Consider the following 16,710-nt stretch of genomic DNA (forward strand, 5'->3'; position numbering starts at 1 on the left):
ACATGAACACGATCAGAGTTGTTGGTATCGATATTGCCAAATCTGTTTTTCAGGTATGTGTCTGGATGATTGATGGTTCCGTTGCCTGGAACAGAAAAATATCGCGTCAGAAATTGCTGAATACGCTTCGCCAGTTTGAACCGGGTACGTTAATCGCGATGGAAGCCTGTTCAACCTCTCATTACTGGAGCCGAACCCTCAGCGCGATGGGATTCAGCATAAGGCTTATCCCCGCCCAGCACGTGAAAGCATTTGCCAAAAGTCAGAAGAACGATGCAAACGATGCGCTGGCGATTTGTGAAACAGCATGCCGCCCGGGCATCCACTTTGTTCCGGTCAAAACCACGGAGCAGCAGGATATCAAAGCGCTGCGCAATACCCGTCAACTTATGGTTGAGCAGAGAACCGCGCTGGCTAACCAGATTCGTTCTCTGCTCGCTGAATATGGGCTTATTATTCCTGTCGGGATCCAGTGTCTTCAGCAACAGCTGCCTGAACTTATTGAAGACGCATCCAATGACTTAACTTTCACACTTCGCCGTTTACTTTCTTCATTGCGGGACGATATGCAGGCCCTGAATGAACGAGTCACCTGTCTGGATAAAGAAATTGCGACACTGTCTTCACAACAGACAGCCTATCGTCATTTATTAACGATCCCGGGTGTTGGCCCGCTTATCGCTGCAGCTTTTATCAGTGAAGTGGATGCAGTGCAGTTCTCCAGCGGCAGAGAATTATCCGCCTGGTGCGGTCTGGTCCCCCGGCAGCACAGTTCGGGAGGAAAACAGAGACTGTCCTCTTTGACAAAAAATGGCAATCGCAGCCTGAGAACACTGGTCATCCATGGCGCACGATCAGTGATGCGATGCGTGAAAAAACGTGACGACAGCCTGGGCCATTGGCTGAAAAGGCTGGAGGCCCGGCGAGGTTTTTTGAAAACCACCGTAGCTTTAGCGAATAAACTGACCCGAATCATCTGGCGCATACTGACTGATAACGTTGATTTTAATATGAACAAGGCTTTTGCACTGAATTAACTTAATGCAGCGTTAAAGAAAACATGTCTCTCTGAGTTTGCAGGCACTGATGAGAAAACGGCTACCGTCCCTGTAACAGCCTGAAGTTGACCTGGGTAATCAAATACCGGTGTAGTGATTAGGAAACAGGGCTCGGATAACATCATGGCGCGGGTTATTAAACCTACGAACGACGCCGGATATATGGTCGCAAACCGTATCGAACCAGTACTTGCATCACCCGGGGCGTCCATATATGGTCAACAAAAACTGGCCACCACTTTAGAGTTTTTCCAGTATCGATTTTCCGATTCGTTGGGGGGTAACCCGCCGTTATATTCATGCGGCCTGAGCGCGCTGTAATACCCAACGATATAATCTGTTATTTCATGGGCAGCATCGCTGAAGCTTACGTAACCAGTCACTGGCACCCATTCATTCTTCAGACTCCTGAAGAAGCGCTCCATCGGGCTGTTATCCCAGCAGTTTCCACGTCGGCTCATACTCTGTTTGATCCGGTACCGCCACAATAACTGCCGGAACTGCCTGCTTGTATAATGACTGCCTTGATCGCTGTGGAACATCACTCCGTCTGGCTTGCCGCGAGCTTCCCACGCCATTTCCTGCGCTTTGGCCGTCAGTTTGCTATCCGGGGAGAACGATATTGCCCAACCCACCGGTTTCCTCGCGAACAGATCGAGAACAACTGCAAGGTATGCCCAGCGCTTACCTGTCCAGATATACGTCACGTCACCGCACCACACTTGATTTGGCTCTGTCACTGCGAACTGCCGCTCAAGGTGATTCGGGATCGCGACGTGTTCATGGCCGCCACGTTTATATCGATGAGTAGGCTGCTGGCAACTGACCAGCCCCAGCTCTTTCATCAGTCTGCCAGCAAGCCAGCGTCCCATCCGATAGCCTCTCTGGGTTGCCATTGTGGCGATGCTCCTTGCTCCGGCAGAACCATGGCTGATGTTATGCAGCCCCATCACCTGGCTTCGTAATACAGCCCGCCTGCCGTCTGGTTTTTCAGGACGGTTTTGCCAGTATTTGTAGCTGCTACGATGAACCCCGAACACGTGGCAGAGAGAGGCCACTGGATAACGCGCCCTGAGTTTCCCGATTAACGAGAACTGTTCAGGGAGTCTGACATCAAGAGCGCGGTAGCATTTTTTAATATTTCGTTTTCCATTTCAATACGTTGCAGCTTTTTCTTTAGCTCACGTATTTCGATTTGTTCCGGGGTTATTGGAGAGGCGTTTGACGTTTTGCCCTGCCGTTCATCACGCAGCTGTTTTACCCATTTCGTCATCGTAGAAAGGCCAACGTCCATGGCCTTCGCTGCCTGAGCGGCAGTGTAATTTTGATCGACAACCAACTGGGCTGACTCACGTCTGAATTCAGGACTAAAATTTTTTCTTTTCATTGGTGCACCTGTGTTGTTCTGAGGTGAGCATATCACCTCTGTTCAGGTGGCCAAATTCAGTGTGCCACTACATTCTTATTTCACATCCATATCCTATAGAGCAAAATAACCGTATCCATTGGATGAACCACTGGTTTACTTTTATCTGTCGAATTTGAATAACTGCTTGTTGCCTTAGCTACTTGAGTATTTAAGGCAGAGCTGCTTGCGTAGTAATACTTCCGACAACAATCTACAACAAGAGTTATCACCTTTACTCATCTCAGGCCCTTCAGGAGCGGCACAATCGTGGATCTGCGCCAAGTGAATCGGCTTGGGTGTAACCGGGTCTGTTTTGGGGCTATCACCCTGCATTCCAGATTATTTCACGCCTATATCACCCGTCTGAACAGCAGCGTCATGCTGTTTCACCGCAGGGGATACCATCCACGGGGCCTTCATGGTCCCGTTTTTCTTTTCTTAGTGTATCACGGGCAGTGCATTCCTCTGTCTGGCGACAGGTTGTGTCGTGATAACGTCATTCTTGTTCCTTAAGCAATCAATAACCCATAATTTTCATCAGGTTATAGCGCTAAATTTAATTGATTTTTTTCTGTACTCCATTTCCTGATTTGACACGCCCTGTCAGACCTCTCCTGCATAATAACCACATGAATTACCGAACGAATTTACTCATGGAGATCATTCCGTGTCCAATCACCAGAGCGCTCACCACGACAAACTGGCAGTACGATTATCCGTGATTATCAGCCGCCTGATGGCCGGTGAGTCGCTGTACCTCAATACGCTGGCAGAAGAGTTTCGCGTTTCCGAGCGCACGCTTCAGCGGGATTTCCATCAGCGACTGGCGCATCTCGACATACAGCACGAAGACGGTTGCTACCGGTTGGCTAATGGGCGCTTGCATGACCACTCACCAGCAGCCTTATCGCTGATCCGCAACATCGGGCTTTCTCCTTTGATCCCCATGCAGGATAAAGCACTGATGAACCTGCTGATGGATGGTAGCGGCACGTCGCCCTGTCTGATTTGGCATACACCGCTCAATCCCGCCGCTATGCGTTCTGATTGCTTCCAGCGTCTGGCCGAAGCCATCCACCGCCATTGCACGATAAGCGTGCTGGTTGGCGGTATTCGTCATGATGCGCTGGAGCCTTACCGCCTGATTTACCAACAACATTGCTGGTATCTGGTCACCAGCTATCAACGCAGCATTTGCGTGTTCAGACTCGATGACATTATTTCCGTCACTTTACTGGAGCATCGCTTCCGCCGCCGTAATGAAGTCAACGATCTGATCGCCGAAGAAGGCTTTATTGCCGCACTCCCACACTTCCGCTTCATCAGCGACGTGATCAACACGTTTCGCAGCTGAACGGCGGGTCTAATCCAATAGCAGAAGGAAAACACATTGCTATGAAACTCCACTATCTGGTGGCTGCGGCTGCCATTGTCATGTCGCTTACAGCCTGTGACGACTCTGACGCCCACTGGAACGCCCAGCGGGGGAAATGTATATCTACCAGCAGTGAAGGCAACTTCGCTGCAACGGTTGCCCCCCAGGGCATCTTCTTTCTTGCGACCGAACCGGGATGCCCTGATGGCATGGGGATACTCGGTTTCCGTCAGACCGAAATCAAAGTCAACGGCGATCGTTATCCGGCGATACTGGTATGCAGTGGCGCAACGCAATATCACGAAAGCTTTGTGCTCGGCAAACTCATAAAGAATGATCCCAATGCCGGAATTGAACCTGGTGCAAGAGCGGCTAAGGCGTTTAGCGGATTCTTTGGCGCAGATGTTGAACTGGGGAACGAAAGTGCGCATTTTGGCAGAGGGAATTTCACTGAAGTCTGCTCCGCCTATATTCCGCGCCTGAAGGGTTCTCCGGCGCATAAGTCTCATAAAGGTTTTCTGAGTTCGCTGTTTGGACACCACGCGAAATCTGGAAATAGCACTGAATCTGACGAACTGCAGAAAACGTTAGTGGACAAGGCAAACAAGGCTTTTGAAAAGGCGGATCAACCGAAAAAACATCAGCCCGGGCAAGGTAGTGTGCCGGACGAGACCATCAAGTCGCTGGAATTCTCTGACCATACTACCGGCCCGGTGAATACCTTCCAGAAAGGGGATACTCCGGCACCAGATTCATCTGATGCTCAACCCGCAGCAGCCACACCATCAGCTATGACTCCTGAGATGGAAGCCGCTGCACTCAAGGACGCGCAGAACACCTGGCTTGTCTATCACCCCGGTGTCGATATTTCCGGTTTCACCTGGGAGAAGACATCGCTTCCCGACAAAAGCGTGAACGGCAAAACCCTCCACGAGCTTCGCTTCACCACCACGGATCCGCAGACACACATCACTTCCGATGTGGATGTCGAGATTGAACCGGACGGCACCGCCGGATACGCCGTCAGTAATGACCGCCCGACACCTGCATCTACACCAGTTCCATCTCCAGCTCCTGTCTCTCCACCAAAAAATGTGTCGGCTTACTGTCGCCTCGATAACGGTAAAAGCATCAGCGTGACGGCGGCTGACGGGCAGGATTACCACTATGCCTACCGGGATAAAAACGACCAGACAGAACTGGAGCTGACCGAGGGGTTATTTGGTGTGAAGGCATACCACTACCGGACGCAGCTCGGCATGGGCTCTGCCAGCTACATCCGTTTTAACAAGAAGCAGTACGACTACGTGCTGATAAGCAAGGATACCGGTCGTCAGGAGTTCCAGGGACTTCGGGTCTACAAGGACGGCAATCTGATATCCACCCATCCGTGTTTCTCTGCGCTGAAGCTTGATGCCAGTGGGTTGACCGATACCACCCACGCTGACAGCGACAAAGCAGGTGATTTCTTCACCAACTGACACCGGCATTTATGCCGTTTTTTCGACTACTCACGCAAATAAAGGAAAGGCAAATGACTGAACCGTCAATTACATCACTGAAAAACAAGCTGAACACATCCACATGGCATCTGGCGTTATTGTGCATCGCAACCTACGGCATTTATCCGCTGATGTGGCTGTATAAGCATCAGGACACCATCATGGCGGAGACCGGGCAACGTTTCTCTTCCCGCGTACTGCTTATCTGGATGGCCGTTTGCCTGGGGCTGTCATATATGATCCGACTCTCGTTCCCTGTTCAGGTGGATGAATACGGCTACAGCATGAGCCAGGCTGCTGAAGTCATGACGATAATTGGCATGCTGCTGATGGTGGCCTTTGGCGTACTGACCGTCGTCTGGTCTTTCAAAGCCAGAACCGCCTTGCAACAGTATGCGCTGACGCAGTTCCGCTTCGACCTGAAAATGAATGCAGCCTGGACATTCTTCTTTAACATTTACTACATCAACTACTGCATCAACGCGATGCCGGAGGCGATGGCAAAGCACCAGATTATCCACGGTAAGCCACAGGCAGCTTCCGACGATACTCAAGCGACACAATCACAGCCTCCCTCAGGACAATAACCTGTTATGTCAGGGCGGCAGTCTTCTGCCGCCCTGACCAGTCCATCAATCATTCTCAGGACATTTTATCATGCGTATAAAACCCGCATTTATCGCCCTCACACTGTCAGTTGTGACCTTTTCTTCTCAGGCAGCCTGGGTGTACCAGGGTGGCGGTTGTACCTACACCACCCCGGATAACGTAGGGCAAATCCGGATCACCACTCAGGGTAAGGTTGCCTTTATTTATATCCAAAAGACGTGTAGGGAAGCCGGATTCAAAACAGGGCAAACCAGCATTACATGGAATGGGACACAATACCCGGCAACACAAATCTGCAATGCGCAGCTTAGCCGCTATGCCATCACAATGGTTCCCACACAAACCAGCAACATGATGCTGCAGGACATGATTGACCACAGCAGCGTTATGTTTCACATGAACCGAACAGACTACAAAGTGCCAACCAAAGGGCTCCGGCAGACCTGTCGTCCAATGTTCTATTAATGCATTCCTCCTATACACTCTTAAGGACAACCAAATGAAGAAACTGGGCATGTTTATAATCGCCAGCCTGCTGTCAGCCCCGGCGCTGGCGCAGATTGATGCTGCAACTGTGCAGGCCGCTACCGAAACCGCACAAAAGACGTATGAAGCGGTAACCAGCAACGATGCCAGCGATGTTGACTGGTCCACTTATGAAGAAGTTCCAGGGATGAAAGACCCGGCGAATCCAGGTAAGAAGCTGCGTGTTTTGCAGTGGGGAGGCTATAACGCTAGCTATCACACCTATGACCGCGTGCGCGTGCTGGTGAGTTATGCCGGATCCCCGGTCGGGGCCGAAGTGCTGTACATGGGCCGGTAACGAAGGACTGCCTTTGTTGGCTGGTTCGTTATCACCAGCCAACTATTAAGCTTCACGCCGGTTATCTTGTCCGTTAAGTGCTGTAAGTTCAGCCGAAATAGTTAATAAAACACTGTGATGTTGGTTCCGCGCTTGCCATATTTCGAGCACTTAACCCGAATCTTTAGATCTTCCAGAGTTATCCCCATTGCAATATACCGTCTAAGAGCGTTTAAGTTGAGGTGCGCGGGTTTACGGCAATAAAATCCGAAAGCGCAATGCACCAGCCTCTCCGAGCCGTTCTTTAACCAGTCGTCAATAATAGTCGTCACGGCAAACGCCAGCATTAAACGCTTCATTTTTGAGTGTTTCCTGGTTGATAAATATGGGAAGGTGTTATTTCCATTTCGGGCTACTGGGGCGTATTCATTTCAAGATACTGCCCCAGTTCCTGCGGGTTCCGAAAGCAGATGTATGTAATTTTCTTGCCAAAATAACGGGTAAGTCCGCCGAAAACGTCAACGCTGATCTCGTCGCCATTTTCCAGTTTGTACATCCCGTTGCCTTCCGACGCTACTACCCTGAATCTAGTAGGATTCTTTCCGTAGCTGACCTCTGTCGGACTCAGAAAGAAGAATATTTGTGCTTTGTAATTGATATTTTTTCCCTGACGCTGCTGCGACCCCTCAACCAGGCATCTCCGGTGATCCCGACTGGTAGCCGAATATTCGTAAACGTTTATTGGATCAGGACGGGACGGCGCCACGGGGTGTACTGGTGTGACAGGTTGTTCGGTTTGTACCGTAACAGGTGGAATATACCGAGCTGCTGCAGCGCGTTCTTTTTCAAGAGAAGCCTGGTATTTATTGTACAACTTCATGGCGGCACGTTTGGCATGCTTCATTGTTCCGTAACAGGTGTATGTATGGCCTTCTCCTGAAAAATTTGAAATCACCGCGTCGCTTGATACAGTGATGGTATCGCCATTCAGCAGGCGATAAATTGCGGGGGAAATCTTTTCAGTGATCTGTAACGCGGTGTTCCCGTCGATACTCACACTGTTGTTACTGCCGAACTGCAACTGACGAATATCCTTCAAATTGGTATCGTAAATGTCGTTTGAAACACAGTACCGCATACTCTGGCTTTTGAGTGAATACCCTGGAACGACAATGGGGTCGGATTTTGATACCTCGGCTGGCACCATCGTCTGTGAAGTAGGGCTCTTATTAGGCGCTGACGTCTGATTTTCGTTGCGGGTATTACCCCAGGCTAAAAAAATGATGAATGCCGCAGCACCCAGCACACCCAGAGTGTTTTTCTCTTCTGCAAGTCGCTCAAAGAGGCTCCTTTGCGGGGGAGGTGTGGCTCCAGCCTTCTGTTTTTCTTCAGCATTACGCTGGCTTTCAGCTTCCTGGGTCTGGCGCTGCTCACGGGCTTTTTGCTCAGCTTGTTGACGGAAAAATTCTTCCTCCCGGCTTTTCTTATTCTCAGCCTCGTATCGGGCATTTTTTTCTTCAGCGGACTGTCGGGCGCGACGTTCATTTTCCGCTTGCTGTCGAGCGGCTTCAGCTTCACGGCGGTAACGTTCAGTTTCAGCTGTGCTGGATGATGAAGGGCTGGCTTTGCCGTAAACATCCTCCATTGTCAGGCCGTAAGCCGCCATGTAGCGGCGGGCACGATTGAATGCGTTTGAGGATTCACCTTCACTGGAAGACTGGGCGGCCAGAGCCATTAGCTTACGGATTTTGTCTATTTGTTTTATTTTGTCGTTCATTACATGTTCTTCAACAGACGGGTATCCGTGCGCCTGAGGGCCTGAGGTTAGGATGAAAAAAATATATACTTTTTGGGTTAAGTCAGTATTGATTTTAAGCAATAGGCCAAAGAAAGTCTTGGGGTGGAATCAAAGGAGAGGGATTTTGGGGCAGAGTCACGAAATTCCGCTTCACGCCCTGAGCGGTCAGAGCACGTAGTTTCTCTCCTCGGGCTGTCTTAATGAACATTGACTTTCTACCATTAGTGGACGATTTACTCAAGCCGGAGTGCGAATCCCGGAAAGAAGTTGCAGTATTGCTTTGAATGGCATGTTCCTACGCTCTTATTACGATGCTGACAAACGCTCTGACCTTGGCTGGTGCTAACAAAAACTAAATGAAACGATAACATCAATTGTTCAGGCGGTTCCTCGCCTGTAATTTCTGACTACCCAGCATTCCAGTTTTTTTCAGCCCCATATCACCTTACTGACACACAGCCGGATTTCTCTTCGCAGGGAAGTCCGGCTTTCTTTTATGTCCGCTAATTAATCATCAGGAGAATCAATGAATCACGACGACGCATTTGAAGAAGACATGGAATTTGAACATGACCCGCACAATGGCGAGGAAGAGAATGTTATCGGTGACCTCCCGCCGCCGGGTGGTCTGGGGTCGGTGATGGGCTGGCTCTATGATAAAGCGGTGAGCGGTATCGCGGGAATTGAATCGGCCGAAACACTGGCAGAGCGCTATCTGGAGGATGCAAATGGCGATGTACGGCTGGCCGCCCGCAACATGGTGCACTGGGAGAGCATCAAGGCAGGCAGCAGTGGGTTTCTGTCCGGTATCGGGGGCGTGGTGGCGCTGCCATTTACGCTACCGCTGAACGTCACCAGCGTGTTGTTTCTGCAGACGCGTCTGATTGCCGCACTCGCCTGCCTGGGCGGACACCGTCTTGCTGATGAACGCATCCGGGCGTTAGCGGGATTGTGCCTGTGCGGTAATGCTGCTCGTGCCCTGTTGCATGACGTGACCATGAAAGCCGTAGCGCGCTGGAGCCGGACTTTCACTGAGCAGATTATTCAGAAGACGCTGATTCTGATGGCTGCCCGTGCCGGGGTGAGCGCCGGTGGACAGTTTGTCCGTCTGGTTCCCCTGGCAGGCGGTGTGGTCAGCGGGGCGGTGGATGTGACCACCACCCGCACCGTCGGGCGCATTGCCTGCAATACCTTCCTCAGACCACTACCCGGCCTGGGCAGCACCACGCAGGAGAACTCATGATGCACCAGAATATGCCCAACGGGCTGTTACCGGCAGGTACGTTCACCCGCGCTCAGGCTGACGCCGTTGCCGCGATGTACACCAACGTTGCCATTGAAGATGACCAGGGTACGCATTTTCGTCTTGTTATCCGCAACAGCGAAGGCATGCTGCTCTGGCGTGACTGGAACTTTGCTCCCGAAGCCGGAGCGATGCTCAACCGCTACATCGCCAGCGATGGCATCCGGGTTATTCCGGTGGACAACAGTTAGTCTCCACGCATATCACCACCAGCAGCCCCCTCTTCGGCAACACATTTTCTGCTTCTCTCCATCAACACCACATTCATCGCAACAGGCCACACCCTCTTACCGGGAGCGTGGCCTGTCTGCGTTTATGCCGTTCACCACACAGGAGTTTTCATTATGCGATTAGCCAGCCGCTTTGGCCGGATTAACCAGATTCGTCGCGACCGTCCGCTGACCCACGACGAACTGATGACCCACGTCCCCAGCATATTTGGCAGTGACAAACACGAGTCTCGCTCAGCGCGCTACACCCACATCCCGACTATCACCCTGCTGGAGAACCTCAGACGGGAAGGCTTCGAGCCGTTCTTTGCCTGCCAGACCCGCGTCAGGGACCAGAGTCGCCGGGAGCACACTAAGCACATGGTGCGCCTGCGCCGTACCGGACAGATAGCCGACAGGCAGGTGCCGGAAATCATTCTGCTCAACAGCCATGACGGCTCCAGCTCATACCAGATGCTGCCAGGGCTCTTCCGGGCCGTCTGCGCGAACGGACTTGTCTGTGGTCACTCGTTTGGCGAAGTGCGCGTCCCGCATCGGGGGAATGTGGTGGAAAACGTTATTGAGGGGGCGTATGAGGTGCTTGAGGTCTTTGACCGGGTGGAAGAGAAGCGTGACGCCATGCAGACACTGCTGTTGCCTCCCCCGGCACAACAGGCACTGGCGAAAGCGGCCCTGACGTACCGTTTTGGCGAAGAGCACCAGCCGGTCACTGAATCCCAGGTGCTCTCCCCACGTCGCTGGCAGGATGAAAGCAGCGACCTGTGGACCGTCTACAACCGGCTGCAGGAGAATCTGAGCAAAGGGGGCCTCAGCGGTCGCTCAGTCCAGGGGAAGCGCAGTCGTACCCGTGCCGTCAACGGTATCGACGGTGATATCAAACTCAATCGTGCATTGTGGGTGATGGCGGAAGAGCTGCAGCAGGCACTGAGCTGAAAAATGCCCCGACTTTGCCGTCATAAGTACGGGGGACAAAGCGGGGGGAATCTGATGACTAAAAGCACCGATCTGAGGCCGGTTGCAGGAAATATACCGTAGTCACCGCTGGCATGACCAGAGCACCGGCACGGGGAACGTCTCAAACGCAGCCGGGTGTGACGCGTATCCGGTTTCATCACCCCTTGTCGCTATGAGGTTATGGGCTTTCAGCCCTTACATTTGTACACCGACGTCCTGACCGGAAGCACTCAGAGTAGCGAAACGCTGCCGCTTCACCCGTTTACTTTCCCTTCTTATCCACTCACGGGCAACGCACGCCCATAGCGTCTATTACGGAGAATCACCATGACCGACAACCTGTTACCCCTGTTCACCTCTGCCGAAACCGTTCCGGTTGCAGACCCGAACCATATTACCGCCAACCCCGTAGCGGATGAGGATCGCATCCGCTTCTGGCCGCAGCACTTTGGCACTATCCCACAATGGCTCATCCTGGAGCCGCACATCTTTGCCTGGATGGACCGTCTGTGTGGCGACTACAGCGGCGGTGTCTGGAGCCTTTACACCCTGAGTAACGGTGGCGCTTTTATCGCCCCCGAGGACGAGAGCAACGCGCAGCGCTGGTCACTGTTCAGTGAGATGAACGGTAACGGGGCTGAACTCAGCAGTGAGGCGGCGGGTATCGCCGTGTGCCTGATGGCGTACAGCCACCACGCCTGTCGCACTGAATGCGATGCGATGACGGCGCATTACTACAGACTGCGCGATTACGCACTGGAGCACGCCGAATGTCACGGCATTATGCGGCTGATTGACTGAGGGCCAGACCATGACAACGTACTCATCGCCTTCCTCCACTCAGCCCGATTTATTCCCGCTCTTACCTGAAACACTTCCGCCTTCCACACTGTCACCTTACGCGCAACAGACCATCCGCCGTGCTATCAGCCTGCTGGAGAAACAACTGCGTGAACCTGGGGTACCGTTTCTCTCCACCAGTACCACCCGCGACTGGCTGCGTCTGCATCTGGCCGGTCAGGAGCGCGAGGTGTTTATGGCGCTGTATCTCGACAATCAGCATCGCCTTATCGCTCACGAAACCCTGTTCAGCGGCACTGTCAACAATGTCGGCGTGCATCCCCGCGAGGCGGTGAAATCCGCCCTGAAGCACAATGCCGCAGCGGTCGTGTTCGCCCACAATCATCCCAGTGGGCACCCTGAGCCCAGCCAGGCAGACCGCAGGATAACGACACGGCTACAGCAGGCGCTGGCGCTGGTTGACGTCCGTGTGCTGGACCATTTCGTCATCGGCGGAACGGAGATGGTTTCGTTCAGTGAGCGGGGCTGGTTATGAACATCATCAGCAAACGTCAGGCGATGGCGATATACCGCCAGCATCCGGGCTCCCGGTTGTTTCGCTTCTGCACCGGCAAATACGCCTGGTCCGGCAGTATCTGCCACTACGCCGGTCGGGAGGTGCAGGACATCAGCGGGGTACTGGCTGTGTTCGCCGGGCGCCGACAGGACCGCAATGGCCCGTATGTCGTCCTGCGCAGCGTCACGCTCAATTAATTTCACATCGTAACTTTTAAGGAGGGCTTCATGTCAGGTAACAACACTACCGATATCCCTGTTCCCGAATGGGGACTGAAGCGTGATATCACCCCACGGCTCGGCGCTCGCCTGGTGCAGGAAGGTCACCGGCTGCACTATCTGGCCGACCGTGCCAGTATCACCGGTCAGTTTAGCGAGGCTGAAGCCCGCCAGCTTGACCAGGCGTTCCCGTTAATACTCAAACAGCTTGAGTTAATGCTGGTCTCCGGTGAACTCAACCCGCGCCATCAGCACTGCGTGACCCTGTACCACAATGGTCTGACCTGTGAAGCCGATACGCTCGGCAGCTGCGGCTATGTCTGTCTTGCCATCTATCCTGGTCAGCCCATCACGCACTAAGATTTACCCGCCACTCCCGGCTATTCCCCCACAGAGAACACAGTATGCAAACATTACCTTTACTCCCGTCCAGGGCGGCATCGTCACATCCTGCGCCCGTGGAAATCTGGCAGACCCTGCTTACCCACCTGCCGGGTCAGCACTATGGCCTGGCACTCAGCGATACACCGTTTGGCAACGATGCTGTCATTCAGGAGCATATCGACGCCGGAATTTCACTGTGCGACGCCGTGAATTTCATTGTCGAGAAATATGACCTGGTACGCACCGACCGTGGCGGATTCACCGCGATGGAGCAGTCGCCGCGCATCAGCAGTATCGACATTCTTCGCGCCCGTCGTGCTACCGGCCTGATGCAGCGTAACGGCTATCAGCAGGTCACCCGTATCACCTGCGGTACGGGGCCATCCAGAGGGGATTCACCACAATGAAGCTCTCTCTCACTGTGGAAGCTGACAGCATCAACGTACTGGCGCTCAATAGGGGGCGGATTGCCGTCGATATGGGCGGCATTGAACTCAGCCAGCTGGTCGATGCCGTGAACAGCAACGGCTGCACACTGCGTATTGCGGACGAACCGGGAACCGTTAGCGTCGAAAGTCCTGTGCCCTTCAGGATCCGGCTCAGTGGACTATGTTGCAGCACGGCGCATATCACCCATGAAGACAATTCGCTGCTGTATGCGTTGTCGCATGAGGATCCGGAGTATGGCAACGCCGAATGGATCCACTATACCGGCAGCGGCTATCTGATCCGCCTTGATGCATGGACGTTTCCGATCCTGCGACTTAAACGCCTGGGTCTCTCCAGCGCCTGCCGTCGCCTGTTACTCATCCTGATGCGTCGCTATCAACTGGGCATCATTCATCTGGACGCCTTTGGCGAACTGCTGCCAGGCTTTGAGATTTTTGACTGGTAATTCCTCCACCACCCAACACAGGTACACCATGCCGACATTCACCGCTGAAGCCGCACTGGATATCCTGTCTGACTGGCTTCAGGACAATATCGAGTGCGGAACACACATCATCTTCGACAACGATGAGGAGCGGACCGATCCCGCCGTACTGCTGCCCTTGATCCGGCAGGTACGCCGTGATGTTGCCGATCTCCGGCATCTTCGGCTTCTGCGCCGTGTTGAATCAACATGATTCACCCGGCAAAAACGCCACGCGCATACACGCCAGCCCTTACCGGCTGGCGTTTTTGTTTATATAAAGGAAAGAAAAATGTCTGAATTACAAATTTTTAATGATCCGGATGTCATATCGGGGCACACCGAAATCATCAGTTCAACCAATATTGAGCGTGTCGTCACCGGACGTAACGTTGCGCTGGAGCGAATCAGGGCGATAATCCACCAGCTGGCCGAAACCTCTGCACTCACCAGCAGCATCGGAGGGAAAACAGCCCTGGACTGGGCCATGAAGCAGGACTTCCGCTGCGGTTGCTGGCTGACAGAGAAAGAAGAAACCGCCATGAAGGTCATTACCTGCAATCTCGACCGCAGTATCTGGCGTGATCTCATGAAAAAATCAGGCATGATTTCACTGATGGATGCCGCTGCCCGTGACGAGTGGTACCGGAATCTTGAGCGGGATGATATTCCGGCTATCAGTGAAGACAACATCCTCTCAACGTTTGCGCAACTGCACCACAGTAAAAATGAGGTATTTGAGCGTGGCGTCATTAACGTTTTCAAAAGCCTGAGCTGGGACTACAAAACGAACTCACCCTGTAAGTTTGGTAAGAAGATCATCGTCAATGGCCTGGTGAATTACACCCAATGGGGTTTTCGGCTCAATTGGGGAAAGCGGCGCGATCAACTCACAGATCTGGAACGCATGTTGAATCTGCTGGACGGCAAACCGGTACCAGAGAATCGCAATGACCTGGGGGTCAGGCTGGACCAGCATATTGATGCACAACGGACATCGGCGGTGTTTGAAGATGATTACTTTTCGATACGCTACTTTCAGAAGGGCTCAGCGCACATTACCTTTAAACGGTTGGACCTGATCGACAGGATGAACGGCATTATAGCAAGGCATTATCCGGGGACGCTGGCCTCACGATAGTAAACTTGATCGCACCCACGCTCATTTATTTAGTCCGACTGAGCACACTTTGCTGCTCTGGTGGAGTAGAGCCAGAGCTAACATTGCTATCGAAAAACCATGCGGAGGCGTTGATGACTGTTGATACAAATCACTTACATCAGCAGTTACATGAAAATATGTTATTGGTGTAAGCAATAAAAGATTACAGTGTAACGCCTTGATTTTACTGGTGCCGATAATAGGAGTCGAACCTACGACCTTCGCATTACGAATGCGCTGCTCTACCAACTGAGCTATATCGGCACTGAGTGCTGCAAAACACAGGGGATGTGCTTCGGGATGAAAGGTTAAAACTCTGCGGGTGATGCGTCAATGGCCTTGCGAATCAAATGCCTATTTTTGCATCACCCGAGTTCAATTAAGCACGGACTGTATCGTCACCGAAGCCAATCCACTTGTAGGTAGTCAGTGCTTCGAGGCCCATCGGGCCGCGCGCGTGCAGTTTCTGCGTGCTGACGGCCACTTCTGCGCCGAGGCCAAACTGAGCGCCATCGGTGAAGCGCGTTGAGGCGTTCACATACACCGCCGAGGAGTCGACTTCGTTGATGAAGCGGTCCGCGTTGCGCAGAGTGCGGGTCAGAATCGCATCGGAATGCTGCGTCCCGTGCAGGCGAATATGCGCAATGGCATCATCCAGGCCATCGACCAGTTTCACGTTCAAATCCAGCGACAGGTATTCATCGTCATACTGCTGAACCTGCACCGGAAGCACGCTCGCCGGGCCTTTTTGCAACGTTGTCAGTGCGTCAGCATCAGCATGAAGCGTCACGCCACTCTCCGCCATCTGTTGGCTTAAAACAGGTAAGAACGTGTCGGCAATGGTACGATTCACCAGCAGCGTTTCCACGGTATTACAGGTGCTTGGGCGCTGGGTTTTGGCGTTGACGATAATCTTCAGAGCCGGGTCAAATTCAGCAGAATCATCCACGTAGATATGGCACACGCCAATCCCTCCGGTGATGACCGGAATCGTCGACTGCTCGCGGCACAGCTTGTGCAGGCCCGCACCGCCGCGTGGAATAAGCATGTCGATATATTTGTCCATGCGCAGCATTTCATTGACCAGCGCGCGATCCGGGCTTTCAATCGCCTGAACCGCACCCGCAGGGATCCCGCTCTCTTCCAGCGCCTGCTGAATGACTTTCACCGTCGCAGCGTTAGTGCGCCAGGTTTCTTTCCCACCGCGCAGGATAGCGGCGTTACCGGTTTTCAGGCACAGCGTGGCCACATCAACCGTGACGTTCGGACGGGCTTCATAAATCACGCCCACCACGCCCAACGGCACACGGCGACGTTCGATGCGCAGGCCACTGTCGAGCTGCCCGCCGTCAATCACCTGCCCGACCGGGTCGGCGAGTTTGCACACCTGACGCACATCGTCGGCGATGCTTTTCAGGCGAGCGGGATTCAGCGCCAGACGGTCAAGCAGTGCTTCGCTCAGACCATTGCTGCGTGCTTCTTCAAGATCCTGCGCGTTGGCGCTGAGGATGCTGTCGGTTTGCGCTTCCAGATAATCAGCAATCTTTTCCAGAACCTGATTTTTCTCACGTCCGGACAGCTGCGCCAGTTTGTACGAGGCCGCTTTGGCCGCTATGCCCATTTGTTCCAGCATTGAA

The 16,710-nt window shown here is 53.0% G+C and carries 20 protein-coding genes and 1 tRNA gene; 17 read left to right on the forward strand and 4 right to left on the reverse strand.

Translation table 11 applies throughout. The features are described from left to right. Positions 1-2 precede the first annotated feature (2 nt). Positions 3-1,037 (forward strand): IS110 family RNA-guided transposase, encoded by a 1,035-nt coding sequence (locus MUU47_RS23010; protein WP_258990478.1) that lies wholly within the window; start codon positions 3-5, stop codon positions 1,035-1,037. A 239-nt stretch (positions 1,038-1,276) separates the two neighbouring features. Here MUU47_RS23010 and MUU47_RS23015 read toward each other — a convergent pair. Further along, positions 1,277-2,445, reverse strand: a protein-coding gene (locus MUU47_RS23015) for an IS3 family transposase (protein WP_258990479.1) whose coding sequence is annotated in 2 segments (ribosomal slippage) — positions 1,277-2,187 and positions 2,187-2,445 — 1,170 coding nt in all. Because the reading frame shifts where the segments join, the coding sequence is not laid out codon by codon here. A gap of 688 nt (positions 2,446-3,133) precedes the next feature. Between MUU47_RS23015 and MUU47_RS23020 the strand changes: the two genes are divergently transcribed. From MUU47_RS23020 to MUU47_RS23040, 5 genes are all read left to right on the forward strand, one after another. Continuing rightward, entirely contained in the window at positions 3,134-3,820 is a 687-nt protein-coding gene (locus tag MUU47_RS23020) for a helix-turn-helix transcriptional regulator (RefSeq protein WP_235033740.1), read from the forward strand. Positions 3,821-3,861: 41 nt separating this feature from the next. Continuing rightward, complete coding sequence (locus MUU47_RS23025) at positions 3,862-5,322, forward strand: hypothetical protein (RefSeq protein WP_258990480.1); 1,461 nt, start codon at positions 3,862-3,864, stop codon at positions 5,320-5,322. A 53-nt stretch (positions 5,323-5,375) separates the two neighbouring features. After that, the gene (locus MUU47_RS23030) at positions 5,376-5,930 is read left to right on the forward strand and encodes a DUF4234 domain-containing protein (protein WP_258990481.1); all 555 of its coding nucleotides are present in this window, start codon (positions 5,376-5,378) and stop codon (positions 5,928-5,930) included. 70 nt (positions 5,931-6,000) lie between these two features. Further along, entirely contained in the window at positions 6,001-6,417 is a 417-nt protein-coding gene (locus MUU47_RS23035; RefSeq protein ID WP_258990482.1) for a hypothetical protein, read from the forward strand. Between the two features lie 34 nt (positions 6,418-6,451). After that, a complete protein-coding gene (locus MUU47_RS23040; protein ID WP_258990483.1) occupies positions 6,452-6,775 on the forward strand; it encodes a hypothetical protein in 324 nt (107 codons plus the stop codon). Positions 6,776-7,166: 391 nt separating this feature from the next. Here the strand turns inward: MUU47_RS23040 and MUU47_RS23045 are convergent, their stop codons facing one another. Then, a complete protein-coding gene (locus tag MUU47_RS23045) occupies positions 7,167-8,531 on the reverse strand; it encodes a DUF2786 domain-containing protein (protein ID WP_258990484.1) in 1,365 nt (454 codons plus the stop codon). Between the two features lie 547 nt (positions 8,532-9,078). Here MUU47_RS23045 and MUU47_RS23050 point away from each other — a divergent pair. The 11 genes from MUU47_RS23050 (at position 9,079) to MUU47_RS23100 (ending at position 15,052) form a co-directional block, all read left to right on the forward strand. Further along, positions 9,079-9,795 carry an EcsC family protein gene (locus tag MUU47_RS23050; protein WP_258990485.1) on the forward strand — a complete coding sequence of 239 codons (717 nt, stop codon included), beginning with the start codon at positions 9,079-9,081 and terminating at the stop codon, positions 9,793-9,795. Beyond that, positions 9,792-10,046 (forward strand): DUF905 domain-containing protein, encoded by a 255-nt coding sequence (locus tag MUU47_RS23055; protein ID WP_374684766.1) that lies wholly within the window; start codon positions 9,792-9,794, stop codon positions 10,044-10,046. Before MUU47_RS23050 ends, MUU47_RS23055 begins: the two co-directional genes overlap by 4 nt. 153 nt (positions 10,047-10,199) lie before the next feature. Beyond that, positions 10,200-11,018 (forward strand): DUF932 domain-containing protein, encoded by an 819-nt coding sequence (locus tag MUU47_RS23060; RefSeq protein WP_258990486.1) that lies wholly within the window; start codon positions 10,200-10,202, stop codon positions 11,016-11,018. A gap of 348 nt (positions 11,019-11,366) precedes the next feature. Next, a complete protein-coding gene (locus tag MUU47_RS23065) occupies positions 11,367-11,840 on the forward strand; it encodes an antirestriction protein (protein ID WP_258990487.1) in 474 nt (157 codons plus the stop codon). A gap of 10 nt (positions 11,841-11,850) precedes the next feature. Continuing rightward, the gene (gene radC, locus MUU47_RS23070) at positions 11,851-12,375 is read left to right on the forward strand and encodes a RadC family protein (protein WP_258990489.1); all 525 of its coding nucleotides are present in this window, start codon (positions 11,851-11,853) and stop codon (positions 12,373-12,375) included. Continuing rightward, complete coding sequence (locus MUU47_RS23075; RefSeq protein ID WP_258990491.1) at positions 12,372-12,593, forward strand: DUF987 domain-containing protein; 222 nt, start codon at positions 12,372-12,374, stop codon at positions 12,591-12,593. The genes radC and MUU47_RS23075 overlap by 4 nt, the downstream gene beginning before the upstream one ends. A gap of 30 nt (positions 12,594-12,623) precedes the next feature. Then, positions 12,624-12,974: a type IV toxin-antitoxin system YeeU family antitoxin gene (locus MUU47_RS23080; RefSeq protein ID WP_258990492.1), complete on the forward strand. Its 351-nt coding sequence runs from the start codon at positions 12,624-12,626 to the stop codon at positions 12,972-12,974. Positions 12,975-13,018: 44 nt separating this feature from the next. Further along, positions 13,019-13,405, forward strand: coding sequence for a TA system toxin CbtA family protein (locus MUU47_RS23085; protein ID WP_258990495.1), 387 nt, complete (start codon positions 13,019-13,021; stop codon positions 13,403-13,405). Continuing rightward, entirely contained in the window at positions 13,402-13,893 is a 492-nt protein-coding gene (locus MUU47_RS23090) for a DUF5983 family protein (protein ID WP_258990496.1), read from the forward strand. Before MUU47_RS23085 ends, MUU47_RS23090 begins: the two co-directional genes overlap by 4 nt. A 28-nt stretch (positions 13,894-13,921) precedes the next feature. After that, positions 13,922-14,125 (forward strand): hypothetical protein, encoded by a 204-nt coding sequence (locus tag MUU47_RS23095; protein WP_258990497.1) that lies wholly within the window; start codon positions 13,922-13,924, stop codon positions 14,123-14,125. A gap of 78 nt (positions 14,126-14,203) precedes the next feature. Then, positions 14,204-15,052: a DUF4942 domain-containing protein gene (locus tag MUU47_RS23100; RefSeq protein ID WP_258990498.1), complete on the forward strand. Its 849-nt coding sequence runs from the start codon at positions 14,204-14,206 to the stop codon at positions 15,050-15,052. A gap of 209 nt (positions 15,053-15,261) precedes the next feature. Here MUU47_RS23100 and MUU47_RS23105 read toward each other — a convergent pair. Together MUU47_RS23105 and proA are read right to left on the reverse strand one after the other, a co-directional pair. Then, a tRNA-Thr gene (locus MUU47_RS23105) sits at positions 15,262-15,337 on the reverse strand. 115 nt (positions 15,338-15,452) lie between these two features. Further along, entirely contained in the window at positions 15,453-16,706 is a 1,254-nt protein-coding gene (proA, locus tag MUU47_RS23110; protein WP_258990499.1) for a glutamate-5-semialdehyde dehydrogenase, read from the reverse strand. Between the last annotated feature and the right edge of the window lie 4 nt (positions 16,707-16,710).

The organism is Scandinavium hiltneri (genome assembly GCF_024764835.1).
Lineage (GTDB): Bacteria > Pseudomonadota > Gammaproteobacteria > Enterobacterales > Enterobacteriaceae > Scandinavium > Scandinavium hiltneri.

What these genes read in the sequence shown, in the direction of transcription:
- MUU47_RS23010 (WP_258990478.1), top strand. Translation starts at nt 3, where the DNA reads ATGAACACGATCAGAGTTGTTGGTATCGATATTGCCAAATCTGTTTTT.
- MUU47_RS23025 (WP_258990480.1), top strand. Translation starts at nt 3,862, where the DNA reads ATGAAACTCCACTATCTGGTGGCTGCGGCTGCCATTGTCATGTCGCTT.
- MUU47_RS23030 (WP_258990481.1), top strand. Translation starts at nt 5,376, where the DNA reads ATGACTGAACCGTCAATTACATCACTGAAAAACAAGCTGAACACATCC.
- MUU47_RS23035 (WP_258990482.1), top strand. Translation starts at nt 6,001, where the DNA reads ATGCGTATAAAACCCGCATTTATCGCCCTCACACTGTCAGTTGTGACC.
- MUU47_RS23040 (WP_258990483.1), top strand. Translation starts at nt 6,452, where the DNA reads ATGAAGAAACTGGGCATGTTTATAATCGCCAGCCTGCTGTCAGCCCCG.
- MUU47_RS23045 (WP_258990484.1), bottom strand. Translation starts at nt 8,531, where the DNA reads ATGAACGACAAAATAAAACAAATAGACAAAATCCGTAAGCTAATGGCT.
- MUU47_RS23050 (WP_258990485.1), top strand. Translation starts at nt 9,079, where the DNA reads ATGAATCACGACGACGCATTTGAAGAAGACATGGAATTTGAACATGAC.
- MUU47_RS23055 (WP_374684766.1), top strand. Translation starts at nt 9,792, where the DNA reads ATGATGCACCAGAATATGCCCAACGGGCTGTTACCGGCAGGTACGTTC.
- MUU47_RS23060 (WP_258990486.1), top strand. Translation starts at nt 10,200, where the DNA reads ATGCGATTAGCCAGCCGCTTTGGCCGGATTAACCAGATTCGTCGCGAC.
- MUU47_RS23065 (WP_258990487.1), top strand. Translation starts at nt 11,367, where the DNA reads ATGACCGACAACCTGTTACCCCTGTTCACCTCTGCCGAAACCGTTCCG.
- radC (WP_258990489.1), top strand. Translation starts at nt 11,851, where the DNA reads ATGACAACGTACTCATCGCCTTCCTCCACTCAGCCCGATTTATTCCCG.
- MUU47_RS23075 (WP_258990491.1), top strand. Translation starts at nt 12,372, where the DNA reads ATGAACATCATCAGCAAACGTCAGGCGATGGCGATATACCGCCAGCAT.
- MUU47_RS23080 (WP_258990492.1), top strand. Translation starts at nt 12,624, where the DNA reads ATGTCAGGTAACAACACTACCGATATCCCTGTTCCCGAATGGGGACTG.
- MUU47_RS23085 (WP_258990495.1), top strand. Translation starts at nt 13,019, where the DNA reads ATGCAAACATTACCTTTACTCCCGTCCAGGGCGGCATCGTCACATCCT.
- MUU47_RS23090 (WP_258990496.1), top strand. Translation starts at nt 13,402, where the DNA reads ATGAAGCTCTCTCTCACTGTGGAAGCTGACAGCATCAACGTACTGGCG.
- MUU47_RS23095 (WP_258990497.1), top strand. Translation starts at nt 13,922, where the DNA reads ATGCCGACATTCACCGCTGAAGCCGCACTGGATATCCTGTCTGACTGG.
- MUU47_RS23100 (WP_258990498.1), top strand. Translation starts at nt 14,204, where the DNA reads ATGTCTGAATTACAAATTTTTAATGATCCGGATGTCATATCGGGGCAC.
- proA (WP_258990499.1), bottom strand. Translation starts at nt 16,706, where the DNA reads ATGCTGGAACAAATGGGCATAGCGGCCAAAGCGGCCTCGTACAAACTG.